We start from the raw sequence: 15,633 nt of genomic DNA on the forward strand, positions 1-15,633 counted from the left end.
CCGCGGGCTCCGAGGTGCGGGGCTTGACCCGCTTTCCTCATGATGTTTAGTGTGATGTGCGTCGCACCGGTCTGGCGGGCGGCAATACCGAGGAGTGAGGGGCCGCAGAGTGAGCAGTACGGAGAACGCGGCTTCGGGTTACCCCATCACGACCGCGACGGCGCGGCACCTGGAGCGCCCGCTGTTCGGCCATGTGATCGACGGCGAGGTCGTCGCATCGCTCGATGGGGCCACGATGGACGTCATCGACCCGGCCACCGGGGCACCCGTGGCCGTCGCCGCAGCGGGTTCGGCGGCCGACGCCGACCGCGCGGTGCGCTCGGCGCGGGCGGCCTTCGACGACGGCCGCTGGCGGTTCCTGGCGCCGCTGGAGAAGGAGCGCCGGCTGCGGCGGCTGTCCTCGCTGCTCGCCGAGCGAGGCGACGAGTTCGCCGAGCTGGACGTCATCGACGCCGGGTTGCTGCGGATGTACACCGGCTTCATCGTCCAGTTCGCGATCGACGGGATCGACTACTACTCGGGCTGGCCCTCGAAGCTGAACGGCTCCATTCCGCCCGTCGCCCACGACCTGGCCGTGTACCAGACGCGCGAGCCGATCGGGGTCGTCGGCCTGATCAGTCCGTGGAACGGCCCGACCGCGGTGTTCGCCATGGCGGTGGCCGCCATCAGCGCCGGCAACAGCGTCGTGCTCAAACCGGCCGAGCAGACCCCGATGACCGCGGTGCTCATGGCCGAGCTGGCGATCGAGGCCGGCATCCCGCCGGGGGTGTTCAACGTCCTGCAGGGCGCGGGCGAGGTCGTCGGCGCCGAGCTGGTCACCCATCCCGGAGTGGACGCCATCTCCTTCACCGGGTCGGTCGCCACCGGCAGCGCGATCCAGGCCGCCGCGGCGCCCCAGGTCAAGCGGGTCAGCCTCGAGCTCGGCGGCAAGAGCCCGTTCATCATCTTCCCCGACGCCGACCTCGAAACGGCGGCGCAGACCGCGATGGCCGGGGTGTGGGGCGCCTCCGGCCAGGTCTGCACCTGCGGCACCCGCGTTCTGGTGCACGAGAGCATCCACGACAAGGTCGTGGACATGGTGGTGGGCGCCTCCCGCGACATGCGCATCGGGTCCGGATTCGATCCCGAGAGCCAGATGGGCCCGCTGGTCTCCGCCGAGCAACTCGAACGGGTCCAGGGCTACGTGTCCATCGGCCGAGAGGAGGGAGCCGAACTGGCCCTGGGCGGTGGACGCTTCGGCGACACCGGCTTCTTCCATGAGCCGACGGTGTTCACATCGGTCCGCAACGACATGCGCATCGCCCAGGAGGAGATCTTCGGGCCGGTGATGGCCATCCTTCCGTTCGCATCGGAGGAGGAGGCGTACGCCATCGCCAACGACACGCGGTACGGCCTGGCCGCCGGGGTATGGACCAACGACCTGTCCCGCGCGCACCGGGCGAGCAGGGCCCTGCGCGCCGGCACGGTCTGGGTGAACACCTATCAGATGGTCTATCCGACCGTCCCGTACGGCGGAGTCAAGCAATCGGGGCACGGCCGCACGCTCGGCGCCGCCTCCCTGGACGACCTGACCCAGATCAAGAGCGTCTGGATGCGCGTGGGCGAATGAGAGGGTGAAATGAGCGAATCAGCGGATGCCGCCGAGACGAATGGACGCGATCTCGGCGGCTGCCCCGTCGTCCATCTCGACGTCTCCCCGCCGCTTGAGGCGGGGAGCTACTGGCGGCAGGCCGACGAGCTCCGGGAGATCGGCCCCGCGCTGTTCAACACCATGGGGCCGGGCTACTGGATGTTCACCGGCCACGAGCAGGTCCGCGACATCTACCAGCAGCCCGAGATCTTCTCCAGCGAGTCGATCACGCCGTGGGAGCCCGAGCCGGCGTACCGGTTCGTCCCCACCCAGCTCGACCCGCCCGAGCACGGCAAGTACCGCCGGCTGCTGAGCCGCTGGTTCTCTCCCGGCGCGGTCAACGCGGCCGAGCCGATGATGCGCGACATCTGCCGCCGTCTGGTCGCCGAGATCGCCCCCAGAGGGGGCTGCGACTTCGTCTCCGAGTTCGCGATCCGCTACCCGACCGAGGTCTTCCTGGCCGTGCTCGGCGTCCCCGCCTCCGACGCCGACCATTTCGTTCCCTGGGTCGAGGACTTCTTCCGCGGGTTCGGCGGCGACCCCGACCAGCAGCAGGCGATGCTCGACGGCCTGAACGGGATCCGCGAGTACTGGGCCGCCGCCGTGGCCGAGCGCCGCGGCGAGACCCGACCCAGGGACGGCGACCTCGCCTCCCACCTGCTCCACTCCACGGTGGACGACCACCCGCTGACCGACACCGAGGTCCTGGACATACTGCAGGTGCTGGTGCTCGCCGGGCTCGACACGACCCGGGGGCAACTGGGCTACCTGTTCCGGCACCTGGCCGCCGACCCCGGCGACCGCCGCGGGCTGATCGACGAGCCCGCCCTGATCCCCTCCACCGTCGAGGAGTCGCTGCGCCTGTTCACCATCATCTTCGGGGACGGGCGCAAGGTCACCCGCGACACCGAGTTCCACGGCTGCCCGCTGAAGCAGGGCGACATGGTGTACGGGCTGGTCTCCAGTGCCAACCGCGACCCGCGGGTCTACGACCGGGCCGGCGAGTTCGTCCTCGACCGCAAGGGCAACAACCACTTCGGCTTCGCCGCCGGTCCCCACCGTTGCCTGGGCGCGCATCTCGCCCGCCGGGAGATGAAGGTCGCGGTGGAGGAGTGGCTGCGCGCCATCCCCGACTTCCGCGTCGCCACCGCCGAGCCTCTGCGGGAGAGAGGCGGAGGCTCCATGATGACCCTTCTGCGGCTCCCGCTCGCCTGGGAGACCGCATCTTGAAGATCACCGTTGCCAACGACCGTTGCATGGGCCACGGCCGCTGCTACTCGCTCGCCCCCGATCTGCTCGATTTCGACGACGAGGGTTACGTCACCATCCGCGGCCGGCTGATCGACGTCCCGGGAGCCCAGGCCGACGCGGCCCGCGACGCGGCGGCAAGCTGCCCGGAACAGGCCGTCGACCTCATCGAGGACTGATCGGCCCGATCACCGGCGGCCGGCCTGGGCGGGCGGGGGCAGTTCGTCCAGCCCGTCCAGAGCGGCAGGATGTGCCCGCGCCTGGCCAGGGCGGGCACGACGTCGACGCCTGGTTCGGGCGAACGTAGAGCGTGTCGGCCAGGTGCTCTCAGGTTGATAGCGGTAGCGGCGGGTTGGCCGAGTCGAGGTGTTCGACAGTGGTGAAGACGAGGACGTCGTCGCCGACGTTCTCGATGTCGTGAAGGAGAAACTCACCTTCGCCGAAGGTGAAATGTCGGGTCTCGCCGACGTCGTAGGACACCTCGCGGGTGGTGCCGTCAGCGGTGTGCTGGCGGCTGCGGCCTGCGTTGACGGCGGTCCAGAAGTAGTCGAGGACGTGCCGGTGCGCGTGCCACCGCTCCCCGGGTTCGAGGCGGATCTCCCACACACGGACGCGGTCGCTCTCGCTGAGTAGCCGCGAGCCGACGTGCGGGTGCCGACGAGGACACCGTGCGGGAGGTGATCGACGACTTCGACCAGCGAAGGCTGTCGGCCTGGCCCCGACTGGGCAAGTTCGCCGACCACCTCACCCACCACACGTCCGTAAGGCTGAACCGCTCCGGGCCGATGGACCTCGGCAACCCGTACGGAATCTCAATGCTCGTCCCGGCCCGGCTGGTCATCGAGCGGTGATGAGCTGTTCGTGCTGGCACTTCACCGCAGGGACGGCCTTCGCGGTCGTCTACTCCGCGCTGCTCTGACGACGCTCCCCGATGTTCGGGCATGTGCGTCGGCCGCTGGAGCCGCCACGAGGACGCTCCAGCGGCCGAACGCGCTATCGCTGCTGGGGCGAACTAGCTGCCGGGAGCACTGGTAGCGGGCTGAGTTTCGTCGGGTTCGGGTTGTGGGGGAGTGGCCGCGGGTTCGGCGGCTCGGGACGTGCGGGAGCGGAGGCCGAGTAGGACGTCCAGGAGGAGGAAGACGACCAGGGAGATGCCCATCAGCGGCAGGAAGACGCCTATTCCGGCTGCGGCGATCGCTAGCGGAACCAGGACGGCCCAGTGCACCCGCCGCCAGGTGCCGCGCTGGTACGGGCGCGCGAAGCCGCGCGTGGGGCGGCGCCGCCACCACATGCGGTAGCCCAGCACGATCAGCGTGATGATTCCGAAGGCGATGCAGGCCAGCACGATCTGGTTGAGCAGGCCGAACAGCAGGCCCATGTGCCCGTCGATGCCCCAGCGGGTGAGCTTGGCGGCCACCGGGTAGTCGGTGAAGCGCAGCTCACCGCTCACCTGGCCGGTGGAGGAGTTGACGGCGACCTGATCCAGGCGCTGGGGCCACTGCTTGTCGATCTCCTCGGCCACGTAGTCGCCGCCTGGCTCGTCCGGCCACGTGATCTGCAGCGGTCCCGACAGGCCCTTGCCTGCGGCGGCCTGCACGACCGTGTCGATTCCGACGTCGGAGGTCGCGTGGCCGCCGCGGGCGCCGGCCCCGGTGTGGTCGCCGTGGTCGGAGGAGGCCAGGGCGGGAGTCGACCAGCCGAGCGAGGTTCGCAGGTCCTCGACGTTGGCGCCCGCGTATTTGGACCAGGTCAGGCCGGTGGCCGACAGGAACAGCAGCCCCGCGGCCGCCCACAGCCCGATCGCGCCGTGCCAGGACATGAGGCGTCGCCGTCCGCGCGTGCCACGCTCGGGTGCCACCAGGCCGCGGAGCTTACGGCCCGGGCGGCGGCGTCGGCCCAGCCACAGCAGCAGGCCGCCGAGCGCCACCACCCACAGCCAGCTGGCCGCCAGTTCGCTGTAGAGACGTCCGGTCTCGCCCAGGTGCAGATGGCGGTGCAGGTTGGAGATCCACGCCCTGACGGGCAGCGCCCCTGAGCTGCCGTAGCTTTCCAGGGTTCCGCGTACTTGGGCGGTGTGGGGATCGACGAACACCGCCAGCTGGGTGCTCTCGGCCAGGCCGGGGACGTCCAGCAAGACCCTGGTGGTACGGCCGGAGCCTTCGGAGGGACGTACGGCGGTGACTTCTCCTTGGGGTTGTGCGGCGCGTGCCGCGGCGACCTGCTGTGCCAGCGGCGTCTGGGCGTCACGGGCGGGAACGGTCAGTTCGTGCTGGTAGACGACCTTCTCGATCTGGTACGACGCGGCGTACAACAGGCCGGTGGTGGCGGCGATCAGCAGGAAGGGCGCGATGAGGATTCCGGCGTAGAAGTGCAGGCGCAGGATCAGCGGACGCAGCGCCGTCCAAGTCGCGCGTCTGGTGGGCGGGGCAGGTTCGGCGGCGTGCTCGTCATTGGCGAGTGCGGTCATGAAGGCGTTCTCCGTTCGCGCGGCGCGCGTCTCGGGATGTATGCGCAACTTCGGGTGGGGGACCGGCAGGCCTGTTCGCGGTGATGGCGAAGGCGGCCGGGCATGGGGCGGGCACGGCCTGTGTCCGGCCGTGGGCACCCCTGGAAGAATCGGATGCAGAACAAGGACCAGCCCCGTCGGCGCGGTCGCCGAGTCGGGGGCGAAGCCTCAGCGGGTCATCCGATAGCGGCCGGCCAGATGGGCGGGCCTCTTCCCTCCACCACATGGCGCATGGCCGCGAGTCGCAGACCATGCCGCTCCCGGCTCACCGGAAGCGATACCCCGAACTCACCGGCAGGCGCAGGTCGTTCCAGCCGCAGTGGCCGTAGCACCCAACCGGCTAGGCGACGCACCAGTGCGCATAGCTTCGCCTCGCCGCATTCCAGCCACCATGCGGTGACCAGTACGGCCACCACGTGCATCAGCAGCATGCCCAACCCAGGCGACGTCGCATGCTGGGCGTGTTCCGCCGCGGCGGCGGCGTCGGGCTGTCCCGAGCCGTCCGGCAGAAGCGTGTGCAGCAGGACCTGGGCGGCCGCCACCGCCGGCAGGATCGTGCTCATCGTCCGCTCCCGCCCCGTCAGGGCCAGCGCGGGAACGAACACGACCGCCAGGCCCAGCAGGAGGGCCGGGCCGTCCACCCGGCCGCCGCCGAACACGTGTCCGGCGGCGGCCAGCAGGGCGCACGCGGCGGAGAAGCTCGTCGCGCGCACCAGGCGGACCACCGACCACAAATCCATGCCGTCGCGGGCCTCCCAGACGGAGCGGGCGCCGTCCCAGGACGGCGGAGAACCGGCGGGCATGTCCATGCGCGGACGATGCCGCCACCACCGGATACGCAGGAGCCGAAGGCCAGGTTCAGCCTGCGGGCACCGTGATGAGAGGTCCCGGCGGGTCGCTTCGCCCCAGGAACGCCGAATCAGGAAATCAGGAGAGAACCACCGAGCGCATGGCCGTTCCCGGGACCTCCCATGTCCTGGGGGGCCCGCGCCGTACCACGGCGTACCGCAGGACGGCCAGGGCGGGCACGCGCTCATTGGCGCGGGCCGGCGCGATCGGCAGGTGACCGGCGGGATTCCGTCTCGCCGAGAGAAGGAACAGCAACGGGCGCAGGGCCCACCCGAGAAGCAGCCGAACAAGAGCGCACAGGCGCGCCTCGCCCCACTCCAACCATGCGGACGTCACCAGAACGCTCACGGCGTGCATCAACAGCATCCCCAGACCGGGGACCCCACCGTGGTGCATCTCACCCGTGCCCGTGATGGCGTCCGCCGAAGAGCCCGGCCCGCCCGCTTCCGTCAGCAGGACGTGCAGGACGATCTGAGAGAGAGCGGTGGCGGGCAGGATCGAGGCCAAGGTGCGTTCCCGGCCGGTCAGCGCCAGCGCGGGAACGAGGACGAGGAGGAAACCGGCCAGCGTGGCCGTCCGGGCGAGCGAGCCGCCTCCGGCGACGTGCCCGAGCGTGGCGAGCCCGGCGCACGTGCCGGCGAAGCTCGCCGCGCGCACCCATCGGACCACCGACCACGGACCCATATCGCTCGGATACTCCCACAGCGCGGACAGACGGGACAGACCCGGTCCGTGGCCGCGTCCGGCTCAGCGCAGTCAGGCGAGCGGCCGGCGGCCGACGCCGATCGACCTGCCTGCTGGTCGAGGTCAGCCGCCGGCACTTCTCGGCGGTCAGCACGGGGGCGGGATCAACGAGCGTATGCGCCCGCTCGTTCCTTGGTCCCGGGCCGCTACACTCGGCTGCGTGGATGGTTCGCTCGGTCCTGTAGGGGATCGAGCGTCGTAAGAGGGAACCCGGTGAGATTCCGGGACTGCCCCGCAGCGGTGAGCGGGAACGACCGCCGTCATCACGCACTGGGCCGGTGGCCTGGGAAGCGACGGCCAGTAGGAGGCTCCTACGTCGGTAGGAGCGGTGCCCGTGAGTCCGAAGACCTGCCTCCGCCCGCGCGCCGGCCGGCGCGCGGTGGTCTGCGGCCTCGCGGGAGGGCCTGCGGCTCGCACGGGCGGTGGTCCCCGCCGTGCGCCGTGTCCCTTTCGCCGTATGCCGCCTGTGGCTCAGCGAGGGAAGCCGCCATGAACACCACGATCCTCGGATACCCGCGCATCGGGGCGCGCCGAGAGTTGAAGTTCGCCACCGAGGACTACTGGGCCGGGCGCATCGACGCGGCCGCCCTGGAGGAGGCCGGCGCCGACCTGCGCGGCACCGTCTGGACGCAGCTGCGCGACGCCGGTCTCGACACGATCCCGTCGAACACCTTCTCCTACTACGACCAGGTGCTCGACACCAGCGTGCTGGTCGATGCCGTGCCCGACCGGTACCGGCACCTGGACGGTCTCGACCGCTACTTCGCCATGGCGCGCGGCGTCCAGGACGTCCCGGCGCTGGAGATGACCAAGTGGTTCGACACCAACTATCACTACATCGTTCCCGAACTCGGGCCCGGCACCAGGTTCCGGCTGGCGGACGGAGCCGGCGCCAAACCGGTCTCGGAGTACCGGGAGGCCAAGGCCCTGGGCATCGAGACGCGGCCGGTGCTGGTCGGGCCGCTGACCTACCTGCTGCTGGCCAAGCCCGCGGCGGACGCACCCCCCGGGTTCGGTCCACTCGACCTGCTCGACGGGCTGGTCGAGGTGTACGCCGAGCTGCTGGAACGCCTTTCAGGGGCCGGAGCCGAATGGGTGCAGCTGGACGAGCCCGCCCTGGTCGCCGACCGGACCGAGGAAGAGGTCGCCGCGCTGGCCCGCGCGTACGCGCGGCTCGGTGAGCTGTCCAGCAGGCCGCGCCTGCTGGTGGCGACCTACTTCGGCGCGATCGGCGCGGATGCGCTGCGCGTCCTTGCCGGGTCCCGTGTGGAGGCCGTCGCACTCGACTTCGTCGCGGGACCGGGGAACCTGGACGTGCTCGCCACCGTTGGCGGGCTGCCGCGCAAGACCGTCGTTGCGGGCGTGGTGGACGGACGCAACGTCTGGCGCGCCGACGAGCAACGGGCCAAGGCCACCTGCGCCGCGCTGCTCGGCCTGGTCGACCAGGTCACCGTGAGCACCTCCTGCTCACTGCTGCACGTCCCGATCGACCTGGACGCCGAGACCTCGCTCGAGCCCGCGGTGCGGGGGCGGCTCGCGTTCGCCCGGCAGAAGGCCGAGGAGGTCGTCGCGCTGGGCAGGGCGCTGCGTGAGGACGCCCCGGCACCTGCGGCCCAAGTCCCGGCGCCGGCCGCCGGGATCGACCACCGCGTCCGTGCCCGCCTGGACATGCTCGGCGACGCGCGCCGCGGTGACCGGGCCGCCCGGTTCGCCGCCCAGCGCGCCACGCTGAAGCTGCCCGATCTGGCCACCACCACCATCGGCTCCTTCCCCCAGACCCCGGAGATCCGCAAGGCCCGCGCCGACCGCAGGGCCGGACGCGTCTCCGAGGACGCCTACGTCCAGGCGATGAAGGACGAGATCGCCCGGGTGGTCGCGTTTCAGGAGGAACTGGGCCTGGACGTGCTCGTGCACGGCGAGCCCGAACGCAACGACATGGTCCAGTACTTCGCCGAGCAGCTGGACGGCTACGCCGCGACCGAGCACGGATGGGTGCAGTCGTACGGGTCCCGGTACGTGCGGCCGCCGATCCTGCACAGCGACGTCGCCCGGCCCCGGCCGATGACCGTCGAGTGGACCAGCCACGCCCAAGGGCTGACGAACAAGCCGGTCAAGGGCATGCTCACCGGGCCGGTCACGATGCTGGCCTGGTCATTCGTCCGCGACGACCAGCCGCCGGCCGAGACCGCACGGCAGGTCGCCCTCGCCCTGCGCGACGAGATCGGCGACCTGGAGTCGGCCGGCATCCGCATCATCCAGGTCGACGAGCCCGCCCTGCGCGAGCTGCTGCCCCTGCGCAGGACCGAGCACGCCGCCTATCTGGACTGGGCGGTCGGCGCGTTCCGCCTGGCCACCTCCGGCGTGGCCGACTCCACCCAGATCCACACCCATATGTGCTACTCCGAGTTCGGCGAGATCATCGACGCGATCGGCGCCCTGGACGCCGACGTCACCAGCGTCGAGGCCGCCCGCTCGCACATGGAACTGGTCGGTGACCTGCGCGCCGCCGGCTACGAGAACGGCATCGGTCCCGGCGTCTACGACATCCACTCCCCCCGCGTCCCCTCCGCCGAGGAGATGGAGGACAACCTGCGGCGCGCGCTCCAGGCCGTCGAGCCCGACAAACTATGGGTCAATCCCGACTGCGGGCTGAAGACCCGCGCCTACCCGGAGACCGAGGCGTCCCTGCGCAACCTGGTCACCGCCGCGCGGCGCGTCCGCGAGGGCGCCCCGAGCTGATCCGGAAACGGGCGAGGGCGCACGGGCCGGTGCCCGGACCGTGCGCCCTTGGCATCGGTGACATCATGTACTTTTCCGGTGTGGATAGTAGGGTATCGATCGCGGAGCTCGATCTGGTCGGTCTGCGCCGGTGTTTCCACGCGCACGCGGAGACGGCGTTCACCGAGCTGTGGACCTCGGTCACGATCGCGGCGGAACTGCGGCGGCTCGGCTGGCGGGTGCTCACCGGCGCGGAGGCCATCGACCTGTCCCGCGCGCCAAGGCTGCCCGGCCCGGACGAGTTGTCGCGCGCGGCGGAGCGGGCACGGGCCTGGGGCGCCGACGCCGATGGTCTGCGAGTGGTGCGCGACGGCCACACCGCTGTGATCGCCGAACTCGACGGCGGCGCTCCAGGCCCGTCGACCGCCGTGCGCGTCGATATCGACGCGCTTCCCCTGGACGAGTCCCAGGACGCCTCGCACGCGCCGGCGCGCGACGGGTTCGCCTCGCGGTCGCCGGAGGTCATGCACGCGTGCGGCCACGACGGACATGTCGCGGTCGGCCTGGAACTGGCGCGGCGCCTGGCCGGAAGGGATTTCCCCGGGCGGGTCCGGCTGCTCTTCCAGCCCGCCGAGGAAGGCGGGCGGGGTGCCCGCGCGATGCTCGCCGCGGGCGCGGCCGAAGGCGTCGATCGCCTGTACGCCCTGCATTTCGGGCTCGGCCTCCCGGTCGGGGAGGTCGCCGCGGGCACCTCCGGCTTCTTCGCCAACTCCAAGCTGCTGGCGGCCTTCACGGGTCGGCCGTCCCATGCCGCGCACGCTCCCGAGGAGGGGCGCAACGCGCTGCTCGCGGCGGCCCAGGCGGCGCTGGGCCTGCACGCGCTGCCGCGGTTCGGCGCAGCCGACACGCGGGTGAACGTCGGCGTGCTGCGGGCGGGAACGGCGCCCAACATCGTCGCGGCCGATGCCGAACTGCGGCTGGAGTTGCGCGCCACGTCCGGGGAGGTCTGCGACGAGTTGGAACGCCGTGCCCGCGCCGTGCTGAACGCGGCGGGCGCCGCGCACGAGGTCGGCGTGCGGATCGAGCGGATCGGCGCCGCCACGACGGCTGACTGCGACCCGGCGGCGGTGCGCGCGATCGCCGCGGCCGCCCGTTCCCTCCCCGCGGTGACGCGAGTCCTGGACGACCATCGGTTCGGCGCCAGCGACGATGCGACGTTCCTGATGCGGGCCGTCCAGGAACGCGGCGGCGAAGCGACGTACCTGGTCGTGGGGGCTTCGAGCCCCGCGCCGCATCACAGTCCCGGATTCGACATCGACGAGGCCTGCCTGGCCATCGCCGCCGACGTAGTGGAGCGTGCCATCCGATGAGTTTCAGCCACCTGTCGCATCTGGAGTGCGGACGGTGCGGCGCCGTCCACGCCGCCGATCGGCCGCAGAACCTGTGCACGGCGTGCGGGTCGCCCCTGCTCGCCCGCTATGACCTGGCGGCGATCCGCTCCTCGGTGGGGCCCGCCGACCTTGCCGCCCGCCCGCCGGACCTGTGGCGCTACCACGAGCTGCTCCCGGTCGCCGCGGCCGGCTCGGTGATCACCCTCGGCGAGGGCATGACGCCGCTGCTGCCGATGGCGAGGTACGGCGAGCGCATCGGCCTGCCCGGGCTGCTGATGAAGGACGAGGGGCTGATCCCCACGGGGTCGTTCAAGGCCCGGGGCGCCGCCGTCGGCGTCTCCCGCGCGGCCGAGCTCGGGATCGAGCGGCTGGCCATGCCCACCAATGGCAACGCGGGGGCCGCCTGGTCGGTGTACGGGGCCCGCGCCGGGCTGACCTCGACGGTCGTCATGCCGGCGGACGCCCCGGAGACGACCCGGCGCGAGTGCGTGGCGGCCGGCGCCGATCTGCACCTGGTGGACGGCCTCATCAGCGACGCCGGGCGCATGGTCGGCGAGCTGGTCGCCCGCGAGGAGGGCCGGGTGTTCGACGCCTCGACGCTCAAGGAGCCGTACCGCATCGAGGGCAAGAAGACCATGGGGCTGGAGATCGTCGAGCAGCTCGGCTGGCGGTCGCCCGACGTGATCATCTATCCGACCGGCGGCGGCGTCGGCCTGATCGGCATCCATAAGGCGCTGCGGGAGCTGTCCGAGCTGGGCTGGATCACCGGCCCGCCGCCCAGGCTCGTCGCGGTGCAGGCCGAGGGCTGCGCCCCGATCGTGCGCGCGTTCGGACGAGGCGAGCGGGAGAGCACGTTCTGGAAGGACTCGCGCACGGTCGCGTTCGGCATCAACGTGCCCAAGCCGCTGGGGGACTTCCTCATCCTGGAGGCGCTGGCGGAGACCTCGGGCACCGCGATCAGCGTCGGCGACGAGGAGCTGCTGGCCGATCTACGTGCCGTCGCCGCCCTGGAGGGCGCCTACGTCTGCCCTGAGGGCGCGGCCGCGTTCACCGCCGCCCGTAAGCTGCGCGCCTCCGGCTGGATCACCGAGGACGACCGGGTCGTCGTGCTCAACACCGGCGCCGGGCTGAAGTATCCGCAGACGGTCCCGGCGGACGTGGCGACCCTTCCGGTGGACGCCTCGCTCGCCTGACCGCGGTTTCGGGGGCGCGGCAACAGGGATGCGTTTCAATATTGCCGACAAAACAAGTATGTTTTACCTGTTTTAAGGGAGGGGATCAGTGGACGATGACATGACGACCGTCGCCACCGACGACGGCGCGGCCCTGCTGGTCGTCGACCGGGTCGCGGTCGGCTATCGGCAGAACGGCCGCTATGTGCCCGCCGTGGGCGAGGCGAGCTTCGAGGTGCGCCGCGGCGAGAAGATCATGCTGCTGGGACCGTCGGGCTGCGGCAAGTCCACGATCCTCAAGGCCGTCGCCGGGTATCTGCGGCCGTCGGCGGGACGCATCACCATCGACGGGCGGGACGCGCCGCCGCCGGGCCCCGACCGCGCCGTCGTGTTCCAGGAGTTCGACCAGCTCTTCCCCTGGCGCACGGTCCTCGGCAACGTCGTCTACCCCCTGCGGGTGACGGGGGTCGAACGCGCCGCCGCCCGGCGCCGGGCCGTCGAGCACCTGGAGCTCATGGGGCTGGGGGCGGCGCTCGACAGCTATCCGCACCAGCTCTCGGGCGGGATGAAGCAGCGGGTGGCGATCGCCCGCGCGCTGGCCATCGACCCGCTGATGCTGCTGATGGACGAGCCGTTCGGCGCCCTGGACGCCCAGACCCGCGGGCGCCTCCAGCGCGAACTGGCCGGCATCGCCGCCCGCACCGACGTGACCCTGCTGTTCGTCACCCACAGCATCGACGAGGCGATCCTGCTCGGAGACCGCGTGGTCGTCCTCGCGGGGCGGCCTTCCAGCGTGGCGCGGATCGTCGACGTCACCGGCCTCGACGGGCCGGACGCCCCCGGCTTCGCCGATGCCCGGAACACCCTGCGCGCGCTGCTCGCGGAGGAAGGAGAGGACCTCAGCCGTGCCGTCTTCGACTGAGACACAGGCCCCCGAGGCGGCGCCGCGCGCACCGGACCGCACCGGGCGCCCGCCTGCCTGGTCGCGGCTGCCCGCCTGGGCGCGCCGCACCATCCTGTTCGTCGTGCTGATCGGGATCTGGCAGGCGTACGCGTCGTTCTCGGGCGCCAGCCGGTTCGTGTTCGCCGGCCCCTGGGACGTGGCCCGGGCGTTCGCCGAGGGGTGGGCCAGCGGCGAGATCGCCGTGGCGACGGGCACCACCATGCGGTTGCTGGTCAGCGGGATGGGCATCGGGATCGCGCTCACGATCGTCCTCACCGTCCTGGCGATGACCACCAGGATCGGCGACGACGTCCTCGCACTGCTCTCGTCCATGATCAACCCGTTGCCGTCGGTGGCGATCCTGCCCTTGGCGATCCTGTGGTTCGGGCTGACCGACTCGGCGCTGATCTTCGTGACGGCCAACGCCGTGCTGTGGCCCATGACCGTCAACGTCGGCATGGGGCTGCGCACCGTCCCGGCCACGCTCACCATGGTCGGCCGCAACCTGGGCCTGACGGGCCGGCGGCTCACCCGCGACGTCCTGATGCCCGCCGCCCTGCCGCACGCCATCGCCGGGCTGAAGACCGGCTGGGCGTTCGGCTGGCGCACGATCATCGCCGCCGAGCTGGTGTTCGGTATCGCGGGCGCGCACGGCGGCCTCGGCTTCTTCATCAACAACTCACGGTATTTCGCACGCATCCCTGACGTGTTCGCCGGCCTGGTGACGATCGCCCTGATCGGCATCGCCTTCGACCTGTTCTTCGGCTGGGTCGAACGGCGCACGGTGACCCGATGGGGAATGAAGGAAGGCGCAGCCATATGACCCCCTCTCACACCCGCCGCGACGCCCTCCGGCTCGGCGCGATCACCACCGGCGCCGCCGCGCTGTCGGCCGCGTGCGGCGGCGGCTCGAACGGCTCCGGCAAGGAGATCGGCATCGCGATCGGGAACGGGATCAGCTACGCCGCGTTCAACGTGATCAAGGCCAAGGGCTGGCTCGAGCAGGAGCTCAAGGGCCGCACCGTCTCCTGGCGGGTCATCTCCGGGGGCGGGACCACGCGGGACGCGTTGCTGTCGGGCAAGCTCCAGATCGGCTCGTCCGGCCTCGGCCCGCTCCTCATCGGGTGGGACGCGGGCGTCCCGTGGAAGATCGTGTCGTCGCTGAACGACATGCCGCTGTGGCTGGTGGCCAAGGATCCCAAGTTCAGGGGCCTGCGCGACTTCAAGCAGGGCGACCAGATCGCCGCCGTGCAGCCCGGCTCCATCCAGTCGGTCATGTTGCAGAAGGCAGCGCAGCAGCAGCTCGGCGACCCGCACGCGCTCGACAAGAACATCGCGACGATGGCGCACCCCGAGGCGCTGCAAGCACTGCTGGGCGGCCAGATCGCCGGCGCCTACACCTCGCCGCCGTTCCAGTTCCAGGCCGTCGAGCAGGGTGCCCGCAAGCTGGTCGACAGCTACGAGCTGTTCGGCCGGCACGGCTTCAACGTGATGGCCGCGACCGAGGAGTACGCCGAGAAGAACCCGGACGTCCTCGCCGCGGTCCACAAGACCATCGCCCGTGCCAACGACTTCATCGTCAAGCAGCCCGCCGAGGCCGCCAAGATCCTCGTGGCCGCGGAGAAGGGCAAGATCTCCGCCGCCCAGTACGAGAAGTACCTGACCTACAAGGGCATCGAGTTCACCACGACCCCGCACGGCCTGCTGAAGATCGCCGCGTTCATGAAGGAGATCGGGGTCATCAAGAAGGTCCCGGGCAACTGGCGCGACCTCGCGTTCGACACGGTCAAGAAGGAGAACGGTTCCTGATCCGCGACCTCGGAGCGAAGCGTCCGCGCCAGATGGACGATAACCTACTTAAAAGGTAGGATTAATGGGTAAAGTGGGCGACCGGCGCTCGCTGGAGAGGAGGCCACCGCCGCATGACCGAGATCCTGCCGCGCCAGGCCGTGGCCCCTTCGGTCTTCCGCCGGACGCTCGCACGGCACGCCGCGGGGGTCGTGATCGTCACCGCCTCGTCCGACGGGGTGCCGGTCGGGCTGACCGCGACGTCGTTCGCCTCGGTCAGCCTGGAGCCGCCGCTGGTCTCCTTCTATGTGGACCGTTCCTCGACCACCTGGCCGTCGCTGCGCGGCGCCGGGCGCTTCGTGGTCAACATCCTGGCCGACGACCAGTCCGAGACCGCGGCCCGCTTCGCCCGCCGGGGCATTGACCGCTTCGTCCCGCCCACCGCCTGGCATCTGGACGCCCACGGCAGTCCGCTGCTGGATGGCGCGTCAGCGTACCTGCACTGCCTGCCGCACGACACCATCGGCATCGGCGACCACATTCTGGTCGTCGGCCTGGTGGTCGGCGCCGACACGCTGCGCAACCCCAACCCCTTGCTCTACCACCAGGGTCGCTTCGGCCGGTTCCAACCTCACGAATAGCGC

15 protein-coding genes and 1 riboswitch are annotated in these 15,633 nt (G+C 71.1%); of the genes, 11 read left to right on the forward strand and 4 right to left on the reverse strand.

The genetic code is table 11. The features are described 5' to 3' along the window. Positions 1 to 109: 109 nt before the first annotated feature. Genes ABD340_RS09995 through ABD340_RS10005 form a run of 3 tightly spaced genes read left to right on the forward strand, consistent with a single transcriptional unit; the run spans position 110 to position 3,057 of the window. A complete protein-coding gene (locus tag ABD340_RS09995; protein ID WP_344588400.1) occupies positions 110 to 1,609 on the forward strand; it encodes an aldehyde dehydrogenase family protein in 1,500 nt (499 codons plus the stop codon). Positions 1,610 to 1,618: 9 nt separating this feature from the next. Then, entirely contained in the window at positions 1,619 to 2,860 is a 1,242-nt protein-coding gene (locus ABD340_RS10000; protein ID WP_344588401.1) for a cytochrome P450, read from the forward strand. Continuing rightward, the gene (locus ABD340_RS10005) at positions 2,857 to 3,057 is read left to right on the forward strand and encodes a ferredoxin (protein WP_344588402.1); all 201 of its coding nucleotides are present in this window, start codon (positions 2,857 to 2,859) and stop codon (positions 3,055 to 3,057) included. Before ABD340_RS10000 ends, ABD340_RS10005 begins: the two co-directional genes overlap by 4 nt. A gap of 148 nt (positions 3,058 to 3,205) precedes the next feature. Here ABD340_RS10005 and ABD340_RS10010 read toward each other — a convergent pair whose 3' ends face one another. Then, positions 3,206 to 3,484, reverse strand: a complete 279-nt coding sequence (locus ABD340_RS10010; protein ID WP_344588403.1) for a cupin domain-containing protein — start codon at positions 3,482 to 3,484, stop codon at positions 3,206 to 3,208. A gap of 62 nt (positions 3,485 to 3,546) precedes the next feature. On the opposite strand from ABD340_RS10010, the gene ABD340_RS10015 reads away from it, so the two are divergent. Beyond that, positions 3,547 to 3,729: a hypothetical protein gene (locus tag ABD340_RS10015; protein WP_344588404.1), complete on the forward strand. Its 183-nt coding sequence runs from the start codon at positions 3,547 to 3,549 to the stop codon at positions 3,727 to 3,729. 161 nt (positions 3,730 to 3,890) lie between these two features. On the opposite strand, the gene ABD340_RS10020 is transcribed toward ABD340_RS10015, so the two are convergent. The 3 genes from ABD340_RS10020 to ABD340_RS10030 all read right to left on the reverse strand — a co-directional run bounded on the left by ABD340_RS10020 (position 3,891) and on the right by ABD340_RS10030 (position 6,890). Next, positions 3,891 to 5,345: a PepSY-associated TM helix domain-containing protein gene (locus tag ABD340_RS10020; RefSeq protein WP_344588406.1), complete on the reverse strand. Its 1,455-nt coding sequence runs from the start codon at positions 5,343 to 5,345 to the stop codon at positions 3,891 to 3,893. A gap of 215 nt (positions 5,346 to 5,560) precedes the next feature. After that, positions 5,561 to 6,193 carry a hypothetical protein gene (locus ABD340_RS10025; protein WP_344588407.1) on the reverse strand — a complete coding sequence of 211 codons (633 nt, stop codon included), beginning with the start codon at positions 6,191 to 6,193 and terminating at the stop codon, positions 5,561 to 5,563. Between the two features lie 118 nt (positions 6,194 to 6,311). After that, positions 6,312 to 6,890 (reverse strand): MFS transporter, encoded by a 579-nt coding sequence (locus ABD340_RS10030; protein ID WP_344588408.1) that lies wholly within the window; start codon positions 6,888 to 6,890, stop codon positions 6,312 to 6,314. A gap of 234 nt (positions 6,891 to 7,124) precedes the next feature. After that, a riboswitch (cobalamin riboswitch) is annotated at positions 7,125 to 7,347 on the forward strand. Between the two features lie 119 nt (positions 7,348 to 7,466). Here ABD340_RS10030 and metE point away from each other — a divergent pair. The 7 genes from metE (at position 7,467) to ABD340_RS10065 (ending at position 15,630) form a co-directional block, all read left to right on the forward strand. Next, positions 7,467 to 9,716, forward strand: coding sequence for a 5-methyltetrahydropteroyltriglutamate--homocysteine S-methyltransferase (gene metE / locus ABD340_RS10035; RefSeq protein WP_344588409.1), 2,250 nt, complete (start codon positions 7,467 to 7,469; stop codon positions 9,714 to 9,716). Positions 9,717 to 9,796: 80 nt separating this feature from the next. Next, positions 9,797 to 11,065 (forward strand): amidohydrolase, encoded by a 1,269-nt coding sequence (locus ABD340_RS10040; RefSeq protein ID WP_344588410.1) that lies wholly within the window; start codon positions 9,797 to 9,799, stop codon positions 11,063 to 11,065. Beyond that, positions 11,062 to 12,279, forward strand: a complete 1,218-nt coding sequence (locus tag ABD340_RS10045; protein ID WP_344588411.1) for a threonine synthase — start codon at positions 11,062 to 11,064, stop codon at positions 12,277 to 12,279. The genes ABD340_RS10040 and ABD340_RS10045 overlap by 4 nt, the downstream gene beginning before the upstream one ends. Before the next feature lie 88 nt (positions 12,280 to 12,367). Further along, positions 12,368 to 13,180 (forward strand): ABC transporter ATP-binding protein, encoded by an 813-nt coding sequence (locus tag ABD340_RS10050; RefSeq protein ID WP_344588412.1) that lies wholly within the window; start codon positions 12,368 to 12,370, stop codon positions 13,178 to 13,180. Beyond that, the gene (locus tag ABD340_RS10055) at positions 13,164 to 14,024 is read left to right on the forward strand and encodes an ABC transporter permease (protein ID WP_344588413.1); all 861 of its coding nucleotides are present in this window, start codon (positions 13,164 to 13,166) and stop codon (positions 14,022 to 14,024) included. The genes ABD340_RS10050 and ABD340_RS10055 overlap by 17 nt, the downstream gene beginning before the upstream one ends. After that, positions 14,021 to 15,010 (forward strand): ABC transporter substrate-binding protein, encoded by a 990-nt coding sequence (locus ABD340_RS10060; RefSeq protein WP_344588414.1) that lies wholly within the window; start codon positions 14,021 to 14,023, stop codon positions 15,008 to 15,010. Before ABD340_RS10055 ends, ABD340_RS10060 begins: the two co-directional genes overlap by 4 nt. 113 nt (positions 15,011 to 15,123) lie before the next feature. Next, positions 15,124 to 15,630 carry a flavin reductase family protein gene (locus ABD340_RS10065; RefSeq protein WP_344588415.1) on the forward strand — a complete coding sequence of 169 codons (507 nt, stop codon included), beginning with the start codon at positions 15,124 to 15,126 and terminating at the stop codon, positions 15,628 to 15,630. Positions 15,631 to 15,633 lie beyond the last annotated feature (3 nt).

The sequence above is a fragment of the Actinomadura vinacea genome, from assembly GCF_039532545.1.
GTDB classification, from domain to species: Bacteria; Actinomycetota; Actinomycetes; order Streptosporangiales; family Streptosporangiaceae; genus Spirillospora; species Spirillospora vinacea.

Bases quoted from the DNA above. Each gene is read 5' to 3' on its own strand.
- ABD340_RS10065 (WP_344588415.1), top strand. From the start codon at position 15,124: ATGACCGAGATCCTGCCGCGCCAGGCCGTGGCCCCTTCGGTCTTCCGC.
- ABD340_RS10020 (WP_344588406.1), bottom strand. From the start codon at position 5,345: ATGACCGCACTCGCCAATGACGAGCACGCCGCCGAACCTGCCCCGCCC.
- ABD340_RS10025 (WP_344588407.1), bottom strand. From the start codon at position 6,193: ATGGACATGCCCGCCGGTTCTCCGCCGTCCTGGGACGGCGCCCGCTCC.
- metE (WP_344588409.1), top strand. From the start codon at position 7,467: ATGAACACCACGATCCTCGGATACCCGCGCATCGGGGCGCGCCGAGAG.
- ABD340_RS10045 (WP_344588411.1), top strand. From the start codon at position 11,062: ATGAGTTTCAGCCACCTGTCGCATCTGGAGTGCGGACGGTGCGGCGCC.
- ABD340_RS10000 (WP_344588401.1), top strand. From the start codon at position 1,619: ATGAGCGAATCAGCGGATGCCGCCGAGACGAATGGACGCGATCTCGGC.
- ABD340_RS10060 (WP_344588414.1), top strand. From the start codon at position 14,021: ATGACCCCCTCTCACACCCGCCGCGACGCCCTCCGGCTCGGCGCGATC.